Consider the following 20,284-nt stretch of genomic DNA (forward strand, 5'->3'; position numbering starts at 1 on the left):
GGCGCTAATACAGCGCCATTTTTACTCTTTAATACGCAGTGTTTATTAGTCTTTAAATTGCGTGTGGCAATCTTTACAGCCTTTAGCCCATGCGCCAAATGCTTTACCAATGACCGCTTTATCACCTGTTTGAGCTGCCACAGCTAGCTCATCAGCATATTGCTGAAACGCTGTTGCTTTTTTCATAAAAGTATCGTTTTCAGACCATACCGAAGGAAGTGCGGATGTATTACCCTTATCTGTACCTGCATAAAATGCTTCCCATGGCATTTTTGCAAGTGCTGCAGCATTATTTGCACGTTGCTTAAATTGTTCTGCATCAAAAGGTATTTTACCTTTTAACATAGCGCCCATATCACCAATTTGCACCGAAAGCATAGAAAATGCTGCTTGGCGATATTCAATTGCATCGCTTGGCTCTTTAAACGCAGAATTAGCTGATACGCTAAGTGCGCATGTAGATAATAATGCCCCGATAAATACTTGCTTTAATTTCACTTTACTCTACTCCTTAAGGGTTTTTTAACTGTCTTTGTATATTAGCTTAGGTTTTAGTTCAAGGGAAAGCGTTGCTTTAGTCGTTTAAATCAATATCAGCAAATATCATTCCTCTACGCATACTACGTGTAGCTAGAAATACTTCGCCTAATAATGACATAAACGCACAGATTAGTAAGGCCATAGCACCAACAAAACAACTACCAATCGTAACACCTAAGTTGATCGATTGAATATGAGATAGGAATAACAGCATAACTACAGCACATACTAATAGCGCACTTAATACGCTCATACTAAAAGCAATATGGATGCAGCGAGAGCGTTTTAATAGTGCTCGTAATTCTGTAGTTAGCGATTTATTGAATTCTTCGTCAGTACTGACTTTTAGTTTACGTTCTAGTTGTCTTGCCCGGTCTGTAATACGTGCTAGGCGATTAGATAAAACGCCGAGCGTTGCCGCTATACCCGTAATCAAGAAAACGGGTGCGACAGCTGTCTGGATGACCTTAGCCATAGTTAAAATATTAATGACTTCGTTATTCATTGTGATCTCAAGGTTAGTAAGCTTATTTACAATTATTTACATTTTTTCTTTAAGGTTAAAATTGTTTATAATCAGTTGCTTATGTTTTTTTTGTACCGTACTTGCTTTTTTTTGTAACTTTAATGTAGCAATCCTGTTGCTTGATTGGCGGGTAACGTTTTATATTGGTCAATACCAATCAATAGGATTGAATTAAGCAAATACAATAATACATAACCTATCCTAGGGGAAACAATGTCTAGAAATATAATTAAAAGAACAGCGATTGCGACTGCTGTATCAAGCGCGCTTGTTGCCACGTTTGCAAATGCTGCTACCTTGCCAAACGCAACGATTAACTATAAACACGCAGAAGAAGTTAAAGAAATAGCAGCTGATAAAAAAGTGCCTTCATCACATATGATCGTTCTTAAAGCTCAAACCTCGGTTGATGCGGTTGCCGCTGGGACATATCAGGTTTCTAGTAACCGTGAAATAACTGCACAGGTTGAGCAATTACAAAGCATAATGACTGCAGAGCTAAACAGCTTAGACTTTAATGCAAAAGTAATAGGCAAAACTAAAATTTTAGCGCCAACGTTAATTGTACAAGCAACACCTAAAGCGTTAGAAGAAATAGCAAAAGATGACCGTGTTGCTAAAGTACTGCCAATGTTTGACCGTGAATTGCATGTTGCAGCAAGCTCTGAATACATCAATGCAAAGCCACTTATCACTGATGGTATTGCCAGTGGTAAAGGTCAACGTGTTGCGGTATTAGATACTGGTATTGACTATACACATGCTGCTTTTGGTGGTGAGGGGACTGTTGAAGCATATCAAGCAGCGCAGGCAGATCCAACATCAGTAGCATGGCCACAAGGTATTGTGCAAGGTGGCTATGACTTCATACGTGATGATGCCGATCCTATTGAAAATGATCCAGTAAACTCTCCAGCAACAGGGGCGGCAACCAACCACGGTACATCCTCTGCAAACTCTGTAAATGGTATCGCTCCTGATGTCGAACTTTACGCTTATTCAGTGTGTGGCGGTGGTTGCCCGGGGGCAGCGCAAGCTGCGGCACTAGAGGCTGCAATGGACCCAAATGGAGACGGTGATATCTCAGACCGCGTTGATGTTATGAATATGTCATTAGGCGGTGAGTTCGGTGATACATATACAGGCGGTGGCACACAATACTTAATTCAGCGTGCGGTTGAATTAGGTGTAAATATGGTTATTTCTGCAGGTAACGATGGTGACAACCCATTTCGCGTAGGTGGTCCAAGTACGACTCCTAATGCTCTTTCTGTGGGGGCAATGACTCACCCAACAACCGAAGTTGGTGTTGCAACAGGAACAATTGCGGGTGTTGTGGGTGATATTCAACCATCAGGTTTTGGCCCTCAAGAGGCCTATACTATTTCTGGGGCTGATATCGAACTCGTTTACCCAGAGGCAAATCAACTTGGCTGTGATGCGTTTGCTGGCGATATTGATTTTTCAGGTAAAGCTGTGCTGATAGATCGTGGCGCATGTGCATTTACGCAAAAAGTATTAAATGCACAAGCAAACGGTGCTGAGTTTGTAATGATTGCAAATAATGTGGATGATGGAACCCCTGCACCTATGGGTGGCTTTGATGCTGCAGTAACAATCAAAAACATAGGAATTAACTTTGCTGCCGGTGATGCTTTAAAAGCACAATTAGCAGCAGGCAATCCTGCAACATTTGATATTAGTGTTGAGATTAAAACAACAGCAGGTGCGGTTGCAACATTCTCATCTCGCGGTCCATCGATGGACGGTTTGTTAAAGCCTGAAATCACAGCGCCAGGTACGAGTATTGATGTAGCAGCTTCCGGAACACAAACAGGGACAAATCCAGTGTCGGGTACGTCTTTTTCTGGTCCAATAACAGCCGGTGCTGTTGCAATGATCCGTGAAGCCCATCCAAACCGCAATGCGTTTGAGATTAAAGCAACAATAATGAATGCGGCAAATTTAAATGTAACTAATGAGCCTCTTTCTATAAACCCTGACTCTGAGCTTGCGCCAATTAGTATGATAGGTGCTGGTTTAGTCGATGTGACTAAAGCGGTAAATCTGCCAGTTGCAGCGTGGGTACATAATAGTGAATTTAATACTAAACAAGCGGCACTTTCTTATGGTTTAGTAAGCTTAGCAGAAGCAGGCTCAATTACTAAAACTGTAACTGTTAAAAACTTCTCTTCAGATGCAAAAACGTATAACCTTCGCACAGAAGCGCGTTACCAGAGTGATATTGATACAGGTGCTGTGAGTTGGGATTTCCCTGCATCAATAACAGTTCCTGCGGGTCAAGCAATTAATTTTGATATTACGATGATGGTAGATCCCAGTAAGTTACCGGCATGGGAGTTAGAAAACCCATTTAGTGCAGATGATATTGCTGCAAGAAGTGCAGCCCTAACATCAGCAGAATTTGATGGTGCGTTAGTATTTGATGATGCGTCGACCGACACTGATCATGACTTACACCTTGTTTATCATGCAATGCCAAAAGCTGCCACAGAGCTTAGCTATTCATCTGAGATCATTAATAATGAGATGGCATTGGTTATTGAAAACACAGGTCAAACTGAAATTACTCCACAGGCTGAAAGTATTGTTGCAATGGGAAGTGAAAAATCAGTTGAAGACGCTGAGTTTAATATTCTTTCTACTACATTCTCTGCATTTAATTCTGAGGTTTGTGATTCGGGTATTTTTATTACTTCGTCAATTCAACTGCGCGATCCGCTAACGCATACCTTCCAGGCGGGTTACAGAATTGAAATAGATACCAATAACGACGGTGTATCTGATCAGTTCATGCAAAACTTAAACGACCGTGGTCGTGATACTGCATTCCCTGGCCGTAGCCGTACATTAATTGGTACCACTGATGGTGCGGGCAATGATTCATGGCAGTGGGGTACACCGCTTTATCATTCAGCAGGTGAAGACACCATTACATTCTCTGGCTGTTCAGAGTTAATGAATATTGATGCTTCGCTTCTTGGTGAACCATTAAACTTTAAGGTGTCTGTAGGTTATCCAAGCTATCAAACGGGTGTATTCACTGAAACCGATAGCGTAACTGGTTCAACGGTATTTGGTGTTCAGCCTAGCGTTGAAATGATGTCTTATGAAACTGGTGAAGCTATTACTTCAATTAAACCAGGTGAGAAGGCCGTTGTTTCTGCAAATGGTCCTTTTGCACTATCGCAAGGTTCAGGCACTAACATTATTAAGATAATGTCAGCTGAAGACCTTGAGTTACCAGAGATTGAAGCACCAACACTTATTGGTGGTGAGTTTAGTGTTTCTGAAGATGCTGCTAATGGAACCGTGGTAGGTGCGTTTACTATTGAAGAATCAGAGCTAGACCTAGCTGTATCAGAGTTCTATGTTCAATCAAATACAAACCTTGGTCTTACTGTTGATGAAGATGGTCAAATTGTGGTTGCAGATACCACTTTATTAGCAGGTGATACATCTGCAGAGATAGAAGTCGTTGCGATTGATGTTCGTGGTAATGTGTCAGAGCCAGCTCTGGTTACTGTAAGCATTGACAAAGTTGTTGTTTTACCACCGGTTGTTGAGCCAGAGCCAGCTAAGAAAAGCTCTTCAGGTTCATTAGCTTGGTTAACATTACTTGTAGCGCCGTTTGCCTTTATGCGTCGTCGTAAACAAAAGTAATCCAAATGTTAGTTAATTAAAAGGGAGCCTTGGCTCCCTTTTTACATAGCTTCACAAATTAAATTTCGGTAGTGTTAAATATTAGGTATATTAATAAAAATAAAAGCTACAGGGATTTAAATTAATGAAACACACTTCGTTTACGCTTGCCGTAATATCGTTAGCTATTTTAGGTGGTTGTAATAAAGCACCTGAAGTTAAACAAAACACGCCTACTGAACAGTCTGTATCTCAAATCGCAGTAATGCCGCCGGTTGCTAAAAAAGTACCTTATGAAATGTCTATTCATGGCGATACGCGACTCGATAATTATTATTGGCTTAGAGACGATGAGCGAAAAGATCCTGAGGTAATTAGTTACCTTGAGGCTGAAAATGCTTATACAGATGCAATGCTTGCGCATACAAAAACGTTACAAACTAGGTTATTTGAAGAGCTGAAAGGTCGAATTCAAAAAGACGATGATTCAGTGCCAGTTAAAAACGGTGACTATTATTATTCATCACAAACTCGCGGTGATAACGAATACGCAACTTATGTACGTAGTAGTGATTTTGCAGGCACTGACCAGCAGATTATTTTAGATGTAAACGAGCTAGCTAAGGAACATGATTATTATGCCGTAAGTGGTTTGGATGTAAGTCCAAACGGCAATTTAATGGCATATGGTGAAGATACCGTAAGTCGTCGTATTTATAATATAAAAATAAAAGACTTAAGCACTGGTAAATTACTCGAAGATACGCTTGAAGGCACAGATGGCAGTGTTGTTTGGGCAAACGACAACAAAACGCTTTATTACATAAAAAAAGATTTACAAACTTTACTCGGTTACCAAGTTTATCGTCATACACTCGGTACCCCACAGGCTGAAGATGAACTCGTTTATGAAGAAACAGATACCAGTTATTACATGGGTATTAGCAAAAGCAAAGACGATTCAGAAGTTTATATCTGGCACAGCAGCACAAGCGCTTCGGGTGTATCGGTTTTAAGTGCTAATGATGTTAAAGCTATGCCAGAACGCTTGATTGAACGTGAAGCGGATCTGGAGTATGGAATTTCTAAGCTGGGTAATACTTACTACATTGTCACTAATTTAAACGCAGTAAACTTTCAGTTAATGAAAGTAGATATTGATAAAGCAGGCGATAAAGCGAATTGGCAAACAGTGATCCCCGCTCGCGATAATATAAAGTTAGAAGGCATCGACTTATTTAACGATCACTTGGTTTATCAGCAGCGAGAAATGGGTCAGTCGACACTTATTGTCCGTAACTTAACCACGGGTAAAGAGATGCCGCTTAGTTTTAACGACAGTGCATACACAATCAGTGCCTACGGTAACAACGATTTAAATAGTGATATGCTTCGCGTTTATTATTCTAGCATGACAACGCCGGGTTCATCGTACGATGTTAATTTAGCGACTGGTGATAAAACATTACTCAAGCAGCAAAAAGTGTTGGGTGGTTTTAGTGCCGATAATTACGCGTCAGAACGACTATTTATAACCGCACGAGATGGTATTAAAGTGCCGGTTACCTTAGTTTATCGTAAAGACAAGTTTAAAAAAGAAGGGACTAATCCGCTGTTACAATACGCATATGGCTCATATGGTGCTACCATGGATCCTACATTTTCTAGTGCTCGCTTAAGTTTGCTCGATCGGGGTTTTGTGTATGCGATTGCGCATATTCGTGGTTCACAAATGTTAGGACGTCCTTGGTATGAGGATGGTAAACTACTCAATAAAAAGAATACCTTTAATGACTTTGTTGATGTCACTAAGTCTTTAGTTGCACAAGGTTATGGTGATAAAGATTACATTTTTGCCCAAGGTGGTAGTGCGGGTGGCTTGTTAATGGGGGCGGTAGCAAACCAAGCGCCTGAGTTGTATAAAGGTATGGTGGCTGCGGTTCCGTTTGTTGATGTGGTGACGACCATGTTAGATGAGAGCATTCCCCTTACAACGAACGAATACGGTGAGTGGGGTAACCCTAACGAAAAAGCATACTATGAATATATGCTATCGTATTCACCGTACGATCAAGTAAGTAAACAAGACTACCCTAATATGTTAGTTACGACAGGCTTACATGATTCACAGGTGCAATATTTTGAACCTGCAAAGTGGGTAGCAAAACTGCGTGACTACAAAACAGATAACAACAAGCTACTGTTTAAAATTGACATGGAAGCAGGGCATGGTGGTGCATCAGGTCGCTTTAAGCGCTTAGAAGATGCGGCATTGAATTACGCATTTATGCTTGATTTAGCCGGTGTGAGCAAGTAACGAGTGCAGGCTATACCTATTAAGCGCAGCTATTTGGCTGCGCTGTTTTATTTTTTGATACACAATAACTTTGTATTTAATAAATAAGCGTTTACATTAGGGTGTGTTGTTTTAAAAAGGAGAGTGCGATGGAAGACAATCAAGAGATTCAAGTTATCAATAAAGATGACAGAACATGGGCTATGCTTTGTCACTTAAGCGCACTGGCAGGGTTTATTGTGCCATTTGGGTCTGTGTTAGGTCCGCTTATTATTTGGCTGATTAAAAAGGATGAGATGCCAACGGTTGCTATACACGGTAAAAAAGCGCTTAATTTTCAAATTACTATGGCTATAGCCTACTTTGTTTGCTTTTTGCTCGTTTTTGCAGTGATTGGCTTTGTCTTATTGCCTATTGTGGTTATTTTTTCATTTGTAATGGTAGTTATTGCAAGCGTAAAAGCTAACGATGGCAAGGAATTTAACTATCCATTTAGCTTGAATTTGATAAAGTAACCACTGTTATTGACGCGCAAATAAAAGCACTTAAACCCAGCTAATAGCTGGGTTTAATGTTTATTCATAAGGGAAAAATGCTTTATTTCACATTATTTTTTACTGCGTTTATATCTGCAACTTTATTGCCTAGTTCATCTGAAGTATTAATGGGTGGCATGATTATGCAAGGCAACAGCAACTTATGGCTAATTTGGTGTGCAGCAACGCTGGGTAATGTACTGGGCAGTTGTGTTAACTATTGGTTAGGAACACAAGCATTACGTTTTAAAAATAAAAAATGGTTTCCGGTGTCTGAAAAGGGGCTTGAAAAAGCGCAAAAACAATTTAATAAATATGGTGTGTATAGCTTGTTGTTTGCATGGTTGCCCATTGTGGGCGACCCACTCACCGTGATTGGCGGCGTATTTAAAGTTCGCTTTAGTACTTTTCTAGTGCTGGTAACACTGGGCAAAGGGCTACGCTATTTAGCAGTCATAGCCCTTGCCGTTGGGTTATTTATGCCAATCGAGAGTTAAAGAAACCGAGTCAGCAAAGCGCAGTGCATGCGGTTTATCTACTCGAGCTTTGGCATAGTTAACACTTGGATGAGAGTGGCAAACAGCAAGAATTTCAGCAACTAGTTTTTCTAGTAATAAAAAATGCCCTTGTTCAACTAAGCTAATGACTTGTTTAGTTATCACTTTGTAGTTAAGTGCTTGGTCTACTTCATCTGTTTCACAAGCTTGATCTGCAGGGTAATGAATTTCTAAGTTGATGACCACATCCTGCTTTTTTTCTCGCTCATCTGGGTTAAAACCAATAAAAGTGCGAAGGCGTAAGTTAGTTACATTAATAATTGCGTTTGCCATACATTATCCTTTGATCAGCTGTAAAAACTCATTACGTGTTTTCGGATCAGTCCTAAAGTTGCCTAGCATTACCGATGTACGCATGCTTGAGTTTTGTTTTTCTACACCACGCATCATCATACACATGTGTTTTGCTTCAACAATAACCCCCACACCTTTTGCACCGGTCACTTCCTCAACTGCTTTGGCAATTTGATGGGTTAGCTGCTCTTGAATTTGAAAACGACGCGAAAACATATCAACAATACGTGCAAACTTAGACAAGCCTAATACTTTGCCATCAGGAATATAAGCAATATGGCAACGGCCAATAAAAGGCAGCAAGTGGTGTTCACACATAGAATAAAGCTCTATATCTTGAATTAACACCATGTCGTCAGCGTCAGAGGTAAATACCGCATTGTTAGTGATTTCGTTAAGTGTTTGACGGTAACCTTGAGTAAGGTACTCCATGGCTTTTGCAGCGCGTTTTGGGGTATCAAGTAACCCTTCACGTTTAGCATCTTCACCTACGGCAGTAATAATATTTTGGTAGCTTTGCTTTAATTCGTTATGCATATCATTCTCTATTTGTTTAAATGACTTACTTTAGATGACGACCACCATCAACAGGTAAAGCGCGCCCTGTGATGTACTGGCTATTTAGTAGTAGGTCGATACTATTGATAATTTCTTGGCATCCAGGTTCGATACCCATTAATGATTTCTTTAAAGTTTTAGCGCGGTATTGCTCATCATCATGTTGGTTAAAAATAATTAATGACGGTGCGACTGAATTCACTTTTATATTAGGCGCATACTTAGCACTAAAAGATTTACTTAAGTTATCGAGCGCCGCTTTACTAGCTGCATAGGCCAAGTGTTTTGGGCTACCGGTCTCCACTACATAATCGGTCATGTGAATAATGTCAGCGGGCTTAGCATAAGACGCCTGGTAATTTAATAGTAAATCCGCGCAGTGTAAGTTTACTAAATACGGTGCTTTCGCATGAATGCGCATCATATTATCAAACAACTGTTCAAAGTGAGGGTTATTCGCCTCGCAGTCCCAACTTGACGCATTATGAATAATTGCTTTTAAAGATTCAGTTTGTGCTTTGAGTAACTCAATAAAAGTATTAATACCTTCATCAGAGCTAAAGTCAGCATAAAGACACGTCATCCCTTGTTGTTCTAAAGAATCAACAGCTGCATGACGGGTACGATAAGTGATGATAACCGCCTGTCCTTGAGCAATAAAATGCTTGGCTAGTGCAAGTCCTATGCGCTGCCCTGCACCGGTTATTAAAATAGGGGATGTCATATAATATAAAAAACTCTCTGTTGGCAGGCGTTAAGACTAACCACTAAAATTTAAGCCACTTTTTACACCTTATTTTTACGTAGTGCATAAATGGCTCGATCAGTTAAATTACGCTTATAATATTGATTTAAAAAGCATCGTATATTGTTGGTACAGGTTGGCGCTTATGTTGCGTACGCTGATAAATTGTAATAAGCGTGTCTTCTACATGGTTTGAAACTGCTTTACCTTCTAAAAAGTCATCAATTTCTTCGTAGCTTAGCCCCAGCGCTTCTTCATCTGTGAGACCGGGTCTATCACTTTCTAAATCGGCAGTCGGTGCTTTTTCGACTAAAAGTGCGGGTGCGCCTAATGCCGTTGCCAGGGCTCGAACTTGACGCTTTGACAGGCCAAATAAAGGTGCTAAATCACAGGCACCATCGCCAAACTTGGTGTAAAAACCAGTAATGTTTTCGGCGCTATGATCAGTGCCAACGACTAAACCTTGGCAAAAACCAGCTATTTCATATTGCGCAATCATACGTTGGCGTGCTTTTACATTACCTTTGATAAAATCAATTTTATCTTGCGAAGGCAGTGTTTGTTCAGTGCCTGCAAGTGCTGCCATTGTTTGCTCATGCAGCGCATCGGTTGCTGATTTAATATTTATGGTCATGCGGGTAGTGGGTTTTATAAAATCAACCGCCATTTGCGCTTCAGTTTCATCGGCTTGAATACCATAAGGCAGTCGTACAGCAATAAATTGATATTCAGTATCGGGGTGCGCTTGATTGAGCTCATCAATAGCAATTTGACATAAGCGGCCACAGGTTGATGAGTCTACGCCCCCGCTAATTCCTAATACCAGTGAGCGCGAATATGCTGCTTTTAAACGAGCCTTAATAAACTCCACTCGGCGTTTAATTTCAGCGTTTACATCAATACTTGGCTGAACTTTCATTTCAGCCATAATTTCACTACGCATGGCCTGCTCCTTAAAGTTAAAAGTTTTTAATACTCAAAAAAGAGTCACTATTATGTGATTTCAAATTACACAATTAAAGCCCTATATACTCTTTTATTTGTTTAAGTTGTGATTTTAGTTCATCAATTTCAGCGAGTAGTTCATTAAGCTCAATATTTTTTAACTCACTGGTTGTAGGTTGTACATCTTTTGGATTATCGTTGACAGGTGAGTCTGCAAACAAATGAATATAACGACAATCACGCTTACCAGCTTCGCGAGGCAGCTTTTTAACGTGGTTGCTTTGGATTAATTGCCCAAGTGACTTTTCTACATCTTCAATACGAGAAAACTCAGCAAGACGATTACAACGTGTTTTTAATTCACCAGCTGTTTGTGCTCCTCGCAACAATAAAACACAAATAATCGCTCGTTGCTGCTGATCAAATTGCAGATGGCTAAATTCAGTATTGCAAAAACGATGGTCGTATTTATTAACCCGCCCAGAGAATCCTTCATCAAGAGTGACTAACCGCATACTGATTAATTCATTAACAGCTGTTAGAACGTGTTCTTCTGTTAAAGTAACAACAGGTGCGCGATTAGATTTTTGATTGCAGGCGTTGGTTAATGCGTTTAACGATAACGGGTAGTGCTCAGGCGTTGTGCTTTGTTTTTCTAATAAACACCCAATAACTCGCTGCTGCTCTAATGATAGTTGCATACCTTGTCTCACTCAATATACTTTATTTTTAGCTTACACTGTTATTTACTTTCAAGCCATTGCTGGAGTTTAGAATGAAAAGTTTTAGCGTTAAGGGGTTTAGATAAATAGTCATCCATACCGGTGGCCAAACATTTGTCTTTATCACCCTGCATTGCGTTTGCGGTAAGTGCTATTATTGTTATGTTTTTATTTACCTTGCCTGCTTTACCTTCTCTGATGGCAATAGTTGCTTGGTAGCCATCCATCGTAGGCATTTGGCAATCCATTAATATTAATTGATAAGTGTTAGCTGGGTTTTGATTCAACTTTTCAACTGCCTCAGCACCATTTTCAGCAATCTCAAATGTCATGTTCAACTGTTTTAAAAGAGCAGCGGCAACAACTTGATTAATTTTATTATCTTCTACTAATAAAATATGAGCCGCCAGTGTATCTGTCATAGTCTCAGTGGCAGCAAGCGACTTTAATTGTGTATTTACTTGTGTTTGCTCGATAGTGCTTTTTGCAGTCAGCGCATTTTGTAAATCAAAAGGGGTCAGTGGTTTAAATATGAGGGTTTCTTCGGTTAATGATAATGTGGCACTTTTATTTGCATAACTCATGGGAGCCATAATAATTAAATGGCCGCTACTTTTTGTTAAAAACTGCTTAAGTGCGAGTGCTTGAGCTTCGTATAATGGTTCAAATAAAGCACTGTCAACGAGAACAATATCTGGTGGGGTGTGTTCATGGCTATTAATGTAGGCATTTATAGCTAAGTAATCGCAGATCGTGCTGACCTTAGCCCCCCAGCGAGTTAATTGTTTTTTGGCAATGGTGGTATTGAGTAAGCAATCATCAATAACCCAAATGCGCTTATTTTTAATTGCTTGATATGGTGCGTGCTGTTGAACTAATTGAGGGGTTATCTTTATAAAAAAGGAAAAAGTACTGCCTTCATTAGGTGTACTACTCACACTTACTTCGCCACCCATGAGCTCACAGAGCTGTTTTACAATAGCAAGACCTAAACCTGTGCCGCCATATTGGCGCGTGGTTGATGTATCTGCTTGAGTAAATGAGTCAAATAACAGGGGCTGTTTCTCTGCGCTGATTCCTATACCTGAGTCAGCGATTGCACATTCTAAAACTGTGGCGTCAAGTGTGTGGGCTATTTTAGCGGTTATCAATATTTTACCGTTTTGGGTGAATTTAACGGCATTACCAATTAAGTTACTTAAAATTTGACGTAATCTATTCGGATCGCTAATAAATTCGCTGCTGGTGATATGTGTTGCATCCAAAATTAACGTGGTGTTATTTTGCTCGGCTTTTAATGCAAATGACTCAACCACTTCACCCAGTAAGCGAGGTAAATTAAATTGAATATTTTCAATGTCTAACTTGCCAGCCTCTATTTTAGAAAAGTCTAAAATATCATTAATAATTCCTAACAATGACTCTGCAGATGATTGTGCAAGTTTAATATGATGCTTTTGTTGTTGATCTAATTGGGTTGCTTTAACAATATTAAGCATTCCCAACACCCCATTCATGGGTGTGCGAATTTCATGGCTCATACTGGCTAAAAACTCACTTTTTGCAATCACAGCTTGTTCTGCGGCTTCTTTTGCCTTGACTAGTTGTGCCTCTGTTTCTATACGTTGTTGGCTAGAGTAAAGGCTGCCAATTAAAGCCCCTACAGCAATTAAAAAGCTTTCTTCATTATGGCTCCATGTTCTAACTATATCTTGCTCAGCACATACTATTCCAATAGAGCCACTGCTTGCAGGAATAAGAACACACAGCATCGCCTTGACTGAAAACGGTTGAAGGTAGCTTTCTTTGATAGGGGCTAAGTAGGGATGTTGTTGAGCATCATCAACACAAAATATCGCTTTTCGTTCTATTGCGGTAAAAAAGTCAGGAATAGTTTCTTGCAGCCACGGAATATTATTTTCGCTACCTGAACGATTAAAACTCGCAAATTGAATTAGCTGGGTTCTTTGTTGATTAAACAATTTTATACTGGCGCAGTTTACCTCAAGGGCTTGGCAAATAGACTGCGTGATTAATTCTTTAGATTGGCTTAGTTTGCCATTTAATATTTCATCACTCACCGTTAAGGAGGCCAAGGTTTCGTTAAAACGAGCAATTTTGCGATTTTCTAATTCTACTTTTTTACGGGCATCAATATTTTGTAATGAACCAAATATTCTTACACAACGGCCATTTTTATGTTCAGCTTCACCGTGAACAAGTGCCCATACAGGCTGACCATTTGCGTTGATGATTTCAAGCTCAGTTTCGTAACTTTCACCATGCTTAATTGCTCTTTCAACCAGTTTAGCGATTTTTTCTCTACTTTCACCTTCTTTAAAATAGTTTAAATTTTCTGACCATTTTGGTTGCTCATCTAATGGGTATTCAAATATTTTTTTAGTCATATCTGACCAAAACACGTGTTTTTTTTCTAAGTTAAACGACCATGCACCGACTTGTGCTAAATTACTCATCACCTCAAGCATTCTTTCGCTTTCTTGTTCACGGTTGAGTATTTTTAGATAAAACAAAAAGGCAGAAATGAGCAAGCCTAACACGGTTAAAATAATGAACCGTAAAGGCCAGATCGAAGAACTCACTGGTTGCCAGCCTTGCTTGGGTATAACATAAAGCTGCCAAACCCCCCCTTGAAAGTTTAAAGTAAATTCTAGTGGGTCTTGCTCAGTAATAGAGGGGTCACCGAAAAAAAACTCACCTTGCTTACCTAATCCATTACGCCCTTGTATTGCTATATTATAATTTTGCTGTAGTTCAAAAACCCCCGAATTTTCATAGACTTTTTCTATATCTAGTACTACTGAGAGTAATCCCCAAAATGATTTATCTATTGGAAAGTAAACGGGTACACGTGCTATTAATGCCTCCCCCCCTTGGACTAAAGTAAGTGGGCCTGCCATCACAATTGTATTAGTGTCTCTTGCTTTAATGGCATCTTCACGCTGTGCTTTATTTTCCAAAAAGTTAAGGCCTATCGCTTTTTCGTTACCTTTAAGCGGATAAGTCATTTTTATTATCATGTCTGGCGCCGCGCCAATGTTTCTTAGCTCATTTGAGGTTTCAAAAAGTGGGGCTGCAATTTGTTCAAAGCGAGTTTGATCTAAGTTTGGCTCAGCGGCAACAGCAATAGCTAAGCCACGAATGAGTTGAATATTAGACACCAATACAGCTTCAAGTTGTGCTCTGTAGGTACTTACCTGCGACAGTGTGCGTAAGCGATAAGCATCTTTCTCACGATTATAATTAACGTGATCAAGCACCAAACTAATAATGATTATCAAAATAAGTGATAATAAAAAAATCAGCTTGGCGTTATTAATTCGGGTGCGTTTGTTTTTGCGCTGCGGCGACATAGAATGTAATTAAGTTGTTAATAGAGAAAGATTAACTATAGTCAATTTATTAAGAAAATAAAAATGGCGCAGTTAAAAATGCGCCATTTTATTTTTATAATTAGTAGTTTAGGTGTGGTTATGAGTCGCTAACTTCTCGTGCCCAATGCTGTTGCTTTGCAACGTGTAATTTGCGGTAACCATCAAGTAATGCTGCATGCTTTTTAAAGCCCTCAAGCGATAAACCTGGGAAGGTTAAGCCATTAAATAATTTACGACCTTCAGCAATTTCAATCGCAAGCGTGACATTGTCGTTACCAAACATTAAGCCTAATGCATCTTTATAACTGGCATATTCGCGCTCGTCATCATACTTAATTTCAAGGATTGCTTTTAAGCAACGGAAGTGGCGCATCGCTTCGTCGTTTACTTGGCCGGTATGCAAAATCCAATCAACCCAGTCAATGGCTTCTTCATTACCCGCCGCTAAGCATAAATGTGCTTTAAGCTCACCAATGCGTAGTGTATGCCAAGGTGTATCGGCGTCGGTTGCTAAGCCAATGAATTCAGCTGCGCGAATAATATCGCTATGGCCTGCTTCTTCGAGATTGTCGTAAATTTCCATCCATTGTTCGCTATCGTACTGATCAAGCGATAAGAAGTCTTCACGGAATTTAGCGCCTTCATTATTGTTGCGCCAAATTAGCTCATCTACTGGATAAATGTCTGACATGCCAGGAACTAAAATACGGCATGCATACACGTTTAAGTGGGTGTAATCCATAATGTAGATATCGTGACCCATACTATGAATTAAATCAGTACAGAAATTGTATTCTTGCTCGGTTGAACCACTAAAGTCCCAATGTACAAATTCAAAATCTGCTTCAGAGCGGAAAAAGTCATGTGAAATTAAACCGCTTGAATCAATAAAGTGCAGTTCAATGTTCTCAGGAGTAGCGACTTCGTCGTTATCAAATGTAGCAGGTTGGAATACGTCTAGTTGATCTAGGCGACGACCTTGCAGTAATTCGGTAACGGTACGCTCTAGCGCTACTTCAAATGAAGGGTGAGCACCAAATGAAGCAAATACTGAGCCATCAACAGGGTTTATAAGCGTAACACTCATTACGGGGTATTTACCGCCTAGTGAGGCATCCGCAATGCGTAAATGGAAGCCATGGCTACGCAGCTCTTCACAGGCTTCATGAATTTTAGGGTATTGTTTTACCACCTCTTCAGGCACGATTGGTAAGCTGATACCTTCGGTAATAATACGGTTTTTAATAGCGCGCTCAAATACTTCAGATAACCCCTGAACACGGGCTTCAAATTTAGTATTACCGGCACTCATGCCATTAGAAACAAAAATATTACCAATCACATTCACCGGAATATAAATGTCTTGGTTGTCGCGCTGACGAGTATAAGGCACAGAACAAATGCCACGTTCGAAGTTGCCAGAGTTAAAGTCATAAAGGTGTGATGCGGTTAATTCACGCTCTGGGTCAAAATAATCCCATAAGCTTTCATCCATAATACCCTGTGGTATTTCATCGTTTTCAACTTTAAACCATTTCTCGTTTGGATAATGAGTAAAGTCATCATTGGCAAATTCTTCGCCTAAGTAAAAATCAGCAAAAAAGTAGTTACAGCTTAAACGCTCAAAATATTCACCTAGCGCAGAGGCGATAGAGGCTTTATCAGTGGCACCTTTACCATTAGTAAACATCACACCGCAGTCGCTATCTTTTATATGAACTGAATAACAGTTTGCTACAGGGTTAAGCCACAGCGCTTCTTCAATATTAATATTCAGCGCTTTTAGCTTGTTTTGCATGGTAGAGATAGACGATTCTAAATCGCGGTCTTTACCTTTAATAAATGTTTTTTCAGTCATTTTGATCTCAACTAGGTCTGCACAATACATGAACTGTGTATTATCGTGGATTTTGATGTTTATTTCACCCTTTACCCGCTTTATCGTAGCGTTTTTAATAGAACGAATATGAATATATGCTAATAATAGTTTATTGAAATAGTTGAAGGGTATGTTTATGTTTAAAGTAATCAAGCGGTTGCTTTTGGTTGTTGTGGTGTTAGCGCTCGCCGGTACGGCCATTGTTTACGGCGTTTTGACCTTAAGTTTACCGGCCCTTGATGGTAAAGGCCGAAGCGATGCGGTATCACAGCCCGTTAAAGTCGCTCGTGATACGCTTGGTCAAGCGGTTATTACTGCAGCTACTCGTCATGATGCTGCCTATGGCTTAGGGTATGCCCATGGGCAAGACCGCTTTTTTCAAATGGATTTATTACGTCGCAATGCGGCCGGTGAGCTAAGCGAACTATTTGGTGAGGCTGCACTTGAGCTTGATAAAAAAAGGCGTTTTCACCAATTACGTAAACGCAGCCAAGCGATTTTAAACACTCTCCCGAAGGCTGATAAACAGCTGCTACGCAGTTATGCCCAAGGTGTCAATGAAGGTCTTGCGCAAGTAGGGTACCCCAGTTTTGAATATTTACTCACAGGGGCCGATCAAAAGCCTTGGCAAAGTGAAGACAGTTTATTAGTTATTTTTAGCATGTACCTTGATTTACAGTCATCTACATTTGAGCGTGACCAAGCTTTAATTCAAATAGAGCAGCAATACGGTGCTAAAATGGTAAGTTTTTTAACGCAGCCTAGCCAATATCAAGCCGCATTGGATGGCAGTCAGCTCGCTCTTTTGAATAACCCAATCCCCGAACTTTTATCGCAACCAATCACCGCGATTAAACCCATTACCGCCAACTTAGAAGTGGGTAGTAATAATTGGGCGGTCACCTCAAATTTAACCAACACTCAGGCTGCGATGCTCTCTGATGATATGCATTTATCAATGGCTGTGCCGGTTATTTGGTATCGAGCCCAATTAAACTATTCATTAAATAATAAACCCATGCAGGTAACGGGTGTCTCGCTTCCGGGAGCGCCGGCGATTGTAGTAGGCACAAATAACAACGTTGCATGGGGGTTTACCAACGGGTATTTAGATACCGCCGATTGGATTGCGCTTAATAGCGATAGCAAAATGTGGCAAGTAGATGAGCCTATTGCATTACCCAGTGGCAAAGTAGAAAGTTACTCTGTTACGCTCAGTGAATACGGTCCGGTAAAATACATTAATGAAAAGCCTTACGCATTGAGCTGGGCTGCACATCAACCATACGCCGTTAATATGCAGCTATTACAGCTTGAGCAAGCACAGACTGTTGATGATGCGCTTGATATTGCAAGTGACGTAGGCATTCCTGTGCAAAACCTGCTGGTGGTCGATGACCAAGGAAATGCAGCATGGAAAAATATGGGCGGTATACCTGCGCGAAAAGTACCCAGTGAATTAGCCGTAAAAGAAGAAGATTACTCCGCGCTTTGGCAGCAAAACGAAATCGATCGACCTTTTATTAAAAATCCTGAAAACGGGCGATTGTGGACAGGTAATTCTCGAGTGGTATCTGTTGATGATAACGTCCGTTTTGGTAATGGCGGTTATGCGCTTGGAGCACGTGCAACGCAAATTCGTGATAGGTTATTTGAAAAACAACGCTTTAATGAAAGTGATTTTTATCAGTTGCAGTTAGATAACCAAGCACGATTTTTAATGCCTTGGCATGCCTTATTGCTTGAGCAGTTAAAAAAACAGCCCGCGCGCTATAAAGATCATATAAATGCCCTCGAAAACTGGCAGCAATGCGCTTGCCCGCAATCAATAGGGTATACCTTAGTAAAGACGTACCGTGATGAATTGATAAATATTTTATTTAGCAGTATTGAGACAACACTCAACCAGCAAGATGGCACATTAAAATATGTGAAACGTGATTTAGAGCCTGCTGTTTGGCAGTTAATAAAGGCTAAGCCAACAAGTTGGGTTAATCCGCAGTTTACTAATTGGGAGCAGCAATTACAGGGCGCCTTTGAGCAAACACTCACTCAGTTAACATCAAGGTTTGGTAATAACATACAAAACTGGCAGTGGGGAAAAGTAAACGAATTAGCGATTGAGCACCCGTTTGCTAAACAAATGCCCATACTAAGTAAGTTACTTAACATGCCAACGGCGCCCGGATTTGGTGACAGTTATATGCCAGCGGTGCAAAAACGTAGTTTTGGCGCATCACAGCGTTTTATTGTTCAGCCTGGGCAGTTAAAGAATGCTATTTTAACGATTCCGGGTGGGCAATCAGGTCACCCGCTTTCTGAGTTTTACCGAGCTGGCTTTGATGAATATGTAAAAGGTAAGCACACGCCATTATTACCGCAAGTATTAATGCATCAAATTGAAATTGCACCAATGAACGACTAGCCTTGGATGCAAAGTGAGCTAAATAAGTAGGGTCTGCTGACCTTTCAAGGTTAAATTTGCAGCAGTTTGTTTGGTATTTAGGCAAGGCAGAGCCTATGTGGTGTGGTTATTCCCCATAAATAGGCGAGAACGCAGCATCAATGCCAAACAGGCGCTGCCCTTCGGGTTCTGCCTAGGAGTGATTTACTCTTTGTTGCTCGGTTTTTACTTAGCCCACTAGGTTACAAACCTCGCGCCGCGATTAAACCGCTCCTAGTTTGAACAAATTGTAATCTGCAAAGGTGAACAGACCCTAGCTATAACGTTTTATAACCCAGATAAAGCAATTATAGGAAAACAAAAATGAAAAAATTACTACCGGCATTAATCACCAGTTTACTGTTAAGCAATCATGCATTTGCGGATGAAAACCCTGTTACGGCTACACAATTAAGTGAACATGTTTACGTGTTATTTGGTCAAGGCGGTAACATTGCCGCAAGCGTGGGGGATGATGGCATTTATATTATTGACGATCAGTTTGCCAAGCTTTCCGACGATATTAAAAAAACCATTAGCGATTTAAAACCCGGCAGTGCTGAGTTTGTAATTAACACCCACCATCATGGTGACCATACTGGGGGTAACGAAAACTTTGCCAAAGCGGGCGCACATGTGATTGCTCACGACAATGTGCATAAACGCTTAAAAGAAAAACATGGTGAGGGTTCTGATTACTTACCGCGTATTAGCTTTGGCCATGATTTAAAACTGCACTTTAACAATGAGCATGCGCATGTTGTGCACTACTCAAATGCACACACAGATGGCGACTCGGTTATCTTTTTTAGTAACGACAACATAGTGCATATGGGCGATATATATTTTAACTTTGGAAGCTTACCTTTTGTTGATGTAGATAGTGGCGGTAGTGTTGATGGTGTTTTAGCGGCGGTTGATGATGTGATTAAACAAATTGATGAAAAAACAACCGTTATTCCAGGGCATGGCCCGATAAGCGACCGTTCAGGGCTAATGACGTATCGTAAGCTGGTACAAAAAGCGAAAGATGTTATGCTTAATGCTATGCAAAACGATGCCAGTTTAGAGCAAGTCCTCAAAGCCGATCCATTATCAGAACTTGGCCTTGAATATGCAAACTGGTTACCAAAAGAGCGTGTAACCACCCTTTTTTATCGCAGTTTAAAGTAGCGCCTAGCGCGA

The 20,284-nt window shown here is 40.3% G+C and carries 15 protein-coding genes; 6 read left to right on the plus strand and 9 right to left on the minus strand.

Going from position 1 to position 20,284, the window contains the following annotated elements:
• Positions 1-45: 45 nt before the first annotated feature.
• Together KG708_RS16530 and KG708_RS16535 are read right to left on the minus strand one after the other, a co-directional pair.
• On the minus strand, positions 46-498 hold the full coding sequence (locus KG708_RS16530; RefSeq protein ID WP_213611612.1) for a cytochrome c: 453 nt from the start codon (positions 496-498) through the stop codon (positions 46-48).
• Positions 499-574: 76 nt separating this feature from the next.
• Positions 575-1,045 carry a DUF2721 domain-containing protein gene (locus KG708_RS16535; RefSeq protein ID WP_213611614.1) on the minus strand — a complete coding sequence of 157 codons (471 nt, stop codon included), beginning with the start codon at positions 1,043-1,045 and terminating at the stop codon, positions 575-577.
• 234 nt (positions 1,046-1,279) lie between these two features.
• Here KG708_RS16535 and KG708_RS16540 point away from each other — a divergent pair, with 234 nt between their 5' ends.
• The 4 genes from KG708_RS16540 to KG708_RS16555 all read left to right on the plus strand — a co-directional run bounded on the left by KG708_RS16540 (position 1,280) and on the right by KG708_RS16555 (position 8,058).
• Positions 1,280-4,750, plus strand: a complete 3,471-nt coding sequence (locus tag KG708_RS16540) for a S8 family serine peptidase (protein ID WP_213611616.1) — start codon at positions 1,280-1,282, stop codon at positions 4,748-4,750.
• Positions 4,751-4,874: 124 nt separating this feature from the next.
• On the plus strand, positions 4,875-7,046 hold the full coding sequence (locus tag KG708_RS16545) for a S9 family peptidase (protein ID WP_213611618.1): 2,172 nt from the start codon (positions 4,875-4,877) through the stop codon (positions 7,044-7,046).
• 128 nt (positions 7,047-7,174) lie between these two features.
• Positions 7,175-7,540: a DUF4870 domain-containing protein gene (locus KG708_RS16550; RefSeq protein WP_213611620.1), complete on the plus strand. Its 366-nt coding sequence runs from the start codon at positions 7,175-7,177 to the stop codon at positions 7,538-7,540.
• A gap of 77 nt (positions 7,541-7,617) precedes the next feature.
• Positions 7,618-8,058 (plus strand): YqaA family protein, encoded by a 441-nt coding sequence (locus KG708_RS16555; RefSeq protein ID WP_213611691.1) that lies wholly within the window; start codon positions 7,618-7,620, stop codon positions 8,056-8,058.
• On the opposite strand, the gene folX is transcribed toward KG708_RS16555, so the two are convergent.
• The 7 genes from folX to ycaO all read right to left on the minus strand — a co-directional run bounded on the left by folX (position 8,035) and on the right by ycaO (position 16,635).
• Entirely contained in the window at positions 8,035-8,391 is a 357-nt protein-coding gene (folX, locus tag KG708_RS16560; RefSeq protein WP_213611622.1) for a dihydroneopterin triphosphate 2'-epimerase, read from the minus strand. The genes KG708_RS16555 and folX overlap by 24 nt on opposite strands.
• Before the next feature lie 3 nt (positions 8,392-8,394).
• The gene (gene folE, locus KG708_RS16565; RefSeq protein ID WP_213611623.1) at positions 8,395-8,949 is read right to left on the minus strand and encodes a GTP cyclohydrolase I FolE; all 555 of its coding nucleotides are present in this window, start codon (positions 8,947-8,949) and stop codon (positions 8,395-8,397) included.
• Positions 8,950-8,974: 25 nt separating this feature from the next.
• Positions 8,975-9,694, minus strand: a complete 720-nt coding sequence (gene folM, locus KG708_RS16570) for a dihydromonapterin reductase (RefSeq protein WP_213611624.1) — start codon at positions 9,692-9,694, stop codon at positions 8,975-8,977.
• Positions 9,695-9,821: 127 nt separating this feature from the next.
• Positions 9,822-10,658, minus strand: coding sequence for an ammonia-dependent NAD(+) synthetase (gene nadE, locus KG708_RS16575; RefSeq protein WP_213611635.1), 837 nt, complete (start codon positions 10,656-10,658; stop codon positions 9,822-9,824).
• A 73-nt stretch (positions 10,659-10,731) separates the two neighbouring features.
• Positions 10,732-11,361, minus strand: a complete 630-nt coding sequence (locus KG708_RS16580) for a YceH family protein (RefSeq protein WP_213611637.1) — start codon at positions 11,359-11,361, stop codon at positions 10,732-10,734.
• 41 nt (positions 11,362-11,402) lie between these two features.
• Positions 11,403-14,756, minus strand: coding sequence for an ATP-binding protein (locus KG708_RS16585; protein ID WP_213611639.1), 3,354 nt, complete (start codon positions 14,754-14,756; stop codon positions 11,403-11,405).
• A 118-nt stretch (positions 14,757-14,874) separates the two neighbouring features.
• Positions 14,875-16,635 (minus strand): 30S ribosomal protein S12 methylthiotransferase accessory factor YcaO, encoded by a 1,761-nt coding sequence (ycaO, locus tag KG708_RS16590; protein ID WP_213611641.1) that lies wholly within the window; start codon positions 16,633-16,635, stop codon positions 14,875-14,877.
• A gap of 157 nt (positions 16,636-16,792) precedes the next feature.
• Here ycaO and KG708_RS16595 point away from each other — a divergent pair, with 157 nt between their 5' ends.
• Both KG708_RS16595 and KG708_RS16600 read left to right on the plus strand, forming a co-directional pair.
• Positions 16,793-19,081 (plus strand): penicillin acylase family protein, encoded by a 2,289-nt coding sequence (locus tag KG708_RS16595; RefSeq protein WP_213611643.1) that lies wholly within the window; start codon positions 16,793-16,795, stop codon positions 19,079-19,081.
• A 342-nt stretch (positions 19,082-19,423) separates the two neighbouring features.
• The gene (locus KG708_RS16600; RefSeq protein WP_033103662.1) at positions 19,424-20,272 is read left to right on the plus strand and encodes an MBL fold metallo-hydrolase; all 849 of its coding nucleotides are present in this window, start codon (positions 19,424-19,426) and stop codon (positions 20,270-20,272) included.
• The last annotated feature ends 12 nt before the right edge of the window (positions 20,273-20,284 follow it).

Origin of the sequence: Pseudoalteromonas sp., assembly GCF_018402495.1 — a bacterium.
Classification (GTDB): domain Bacteria; phylum Pseudomonadota; class Gammaproteobacteria; order Enterobacterales; family Alteromonadaceae; genus Pseudoalteromonas.

Coding starts and splice junctions, on each gene's coding strand:
- KG708_RS16535 (WP_213611614.1), bottom strand. CDS start 1,045: ATGAATAACGAAGTCATTAATATTTTAACTATGGCTAAGGTCATCCAG.
- KG708_RS16540 (WP_213611616.1), top strand. CDS start 1,280: ATGTCTAGAAATATAATTAAAAGAACAGCGATTGCGACTGCTGTATCA.
- KG708_RS16545 (WP_213611618.1), top strand. CDS start 4,875: ATGAAACACACTTCGTTTACGCTTGCCGTAATATCGTTAGCTATTTTA.
- KG708_RS16550 (WP_213611620.1), top strand. CDS start 7,175: ATGGAAGACAATCAAGAGATTCAAGTTATCAATAAAGATGACAGAACA.
- KG708_RS16555 (WP_213611691.1), top strand. CDS start 7,618: ATGCTTTATTTCACATTATTTTTTACTGCGTTTATATCTGCAACTTTA.
- folX (WP_213611622.1), bottom strand. CDS start 8,391: ATGGCAAACGCAATTATTAATGTAACTAACTTACGCCTTCGCACTTTT.
- folE (WP_213611623.1), bottom strand. CDS start 8,949: ATGCATAACGAATTAAAGCAAAGCTACCAAAATATTATTACTGCCGTA.
- folM (WP_213611624.1), bottom strand. CDS start 9,694: ATGACATCCCCTATTTTAATAACCGGTGCAGGGCAGCGCATAGGACTT.
- nadE (WP_213611635.1), bottom strand. CDS start 10,658: ATGCGTAGTGAAATTATGGCTGAAATGAAAGTTCAGCCAAGTATTGAT.
- KG708_RS16580 (WP_213611637.1), bottom strand. CDS start 11,361: ATGCAACTATCATTAGAGCAGCAGCGAGTTATTGGGTGTTTATTAGAA.
- KG708_RS16585 (WP_213611639.1), bottom strand. CDS start 14,756: ATGTCGCCGCAGCGCAAAAACAAACGCACCCGAATTAATAACGCCAAG.
- ycaO (WP_213611641.1), bottom strand. CDS start 16,635: ATGACTGAAAAAACATTTATTAAAGGTAAAGACCGCGATTTAGAATCG.
- KG708_RS16595 (WP_213611643.1), top strand. CDS start 16,793: ATGTTTAAAGTAATCAAGCGGTTGCTTTTGGTTGTTGTGGTGTTAGCG.
- KG708_RS16600 (WP_033103662.1), top strand. CDS start 19,424: ATGAAAAAATTACTACCGGCATTAATCACCAGTTTACTGTTAAGCAAT.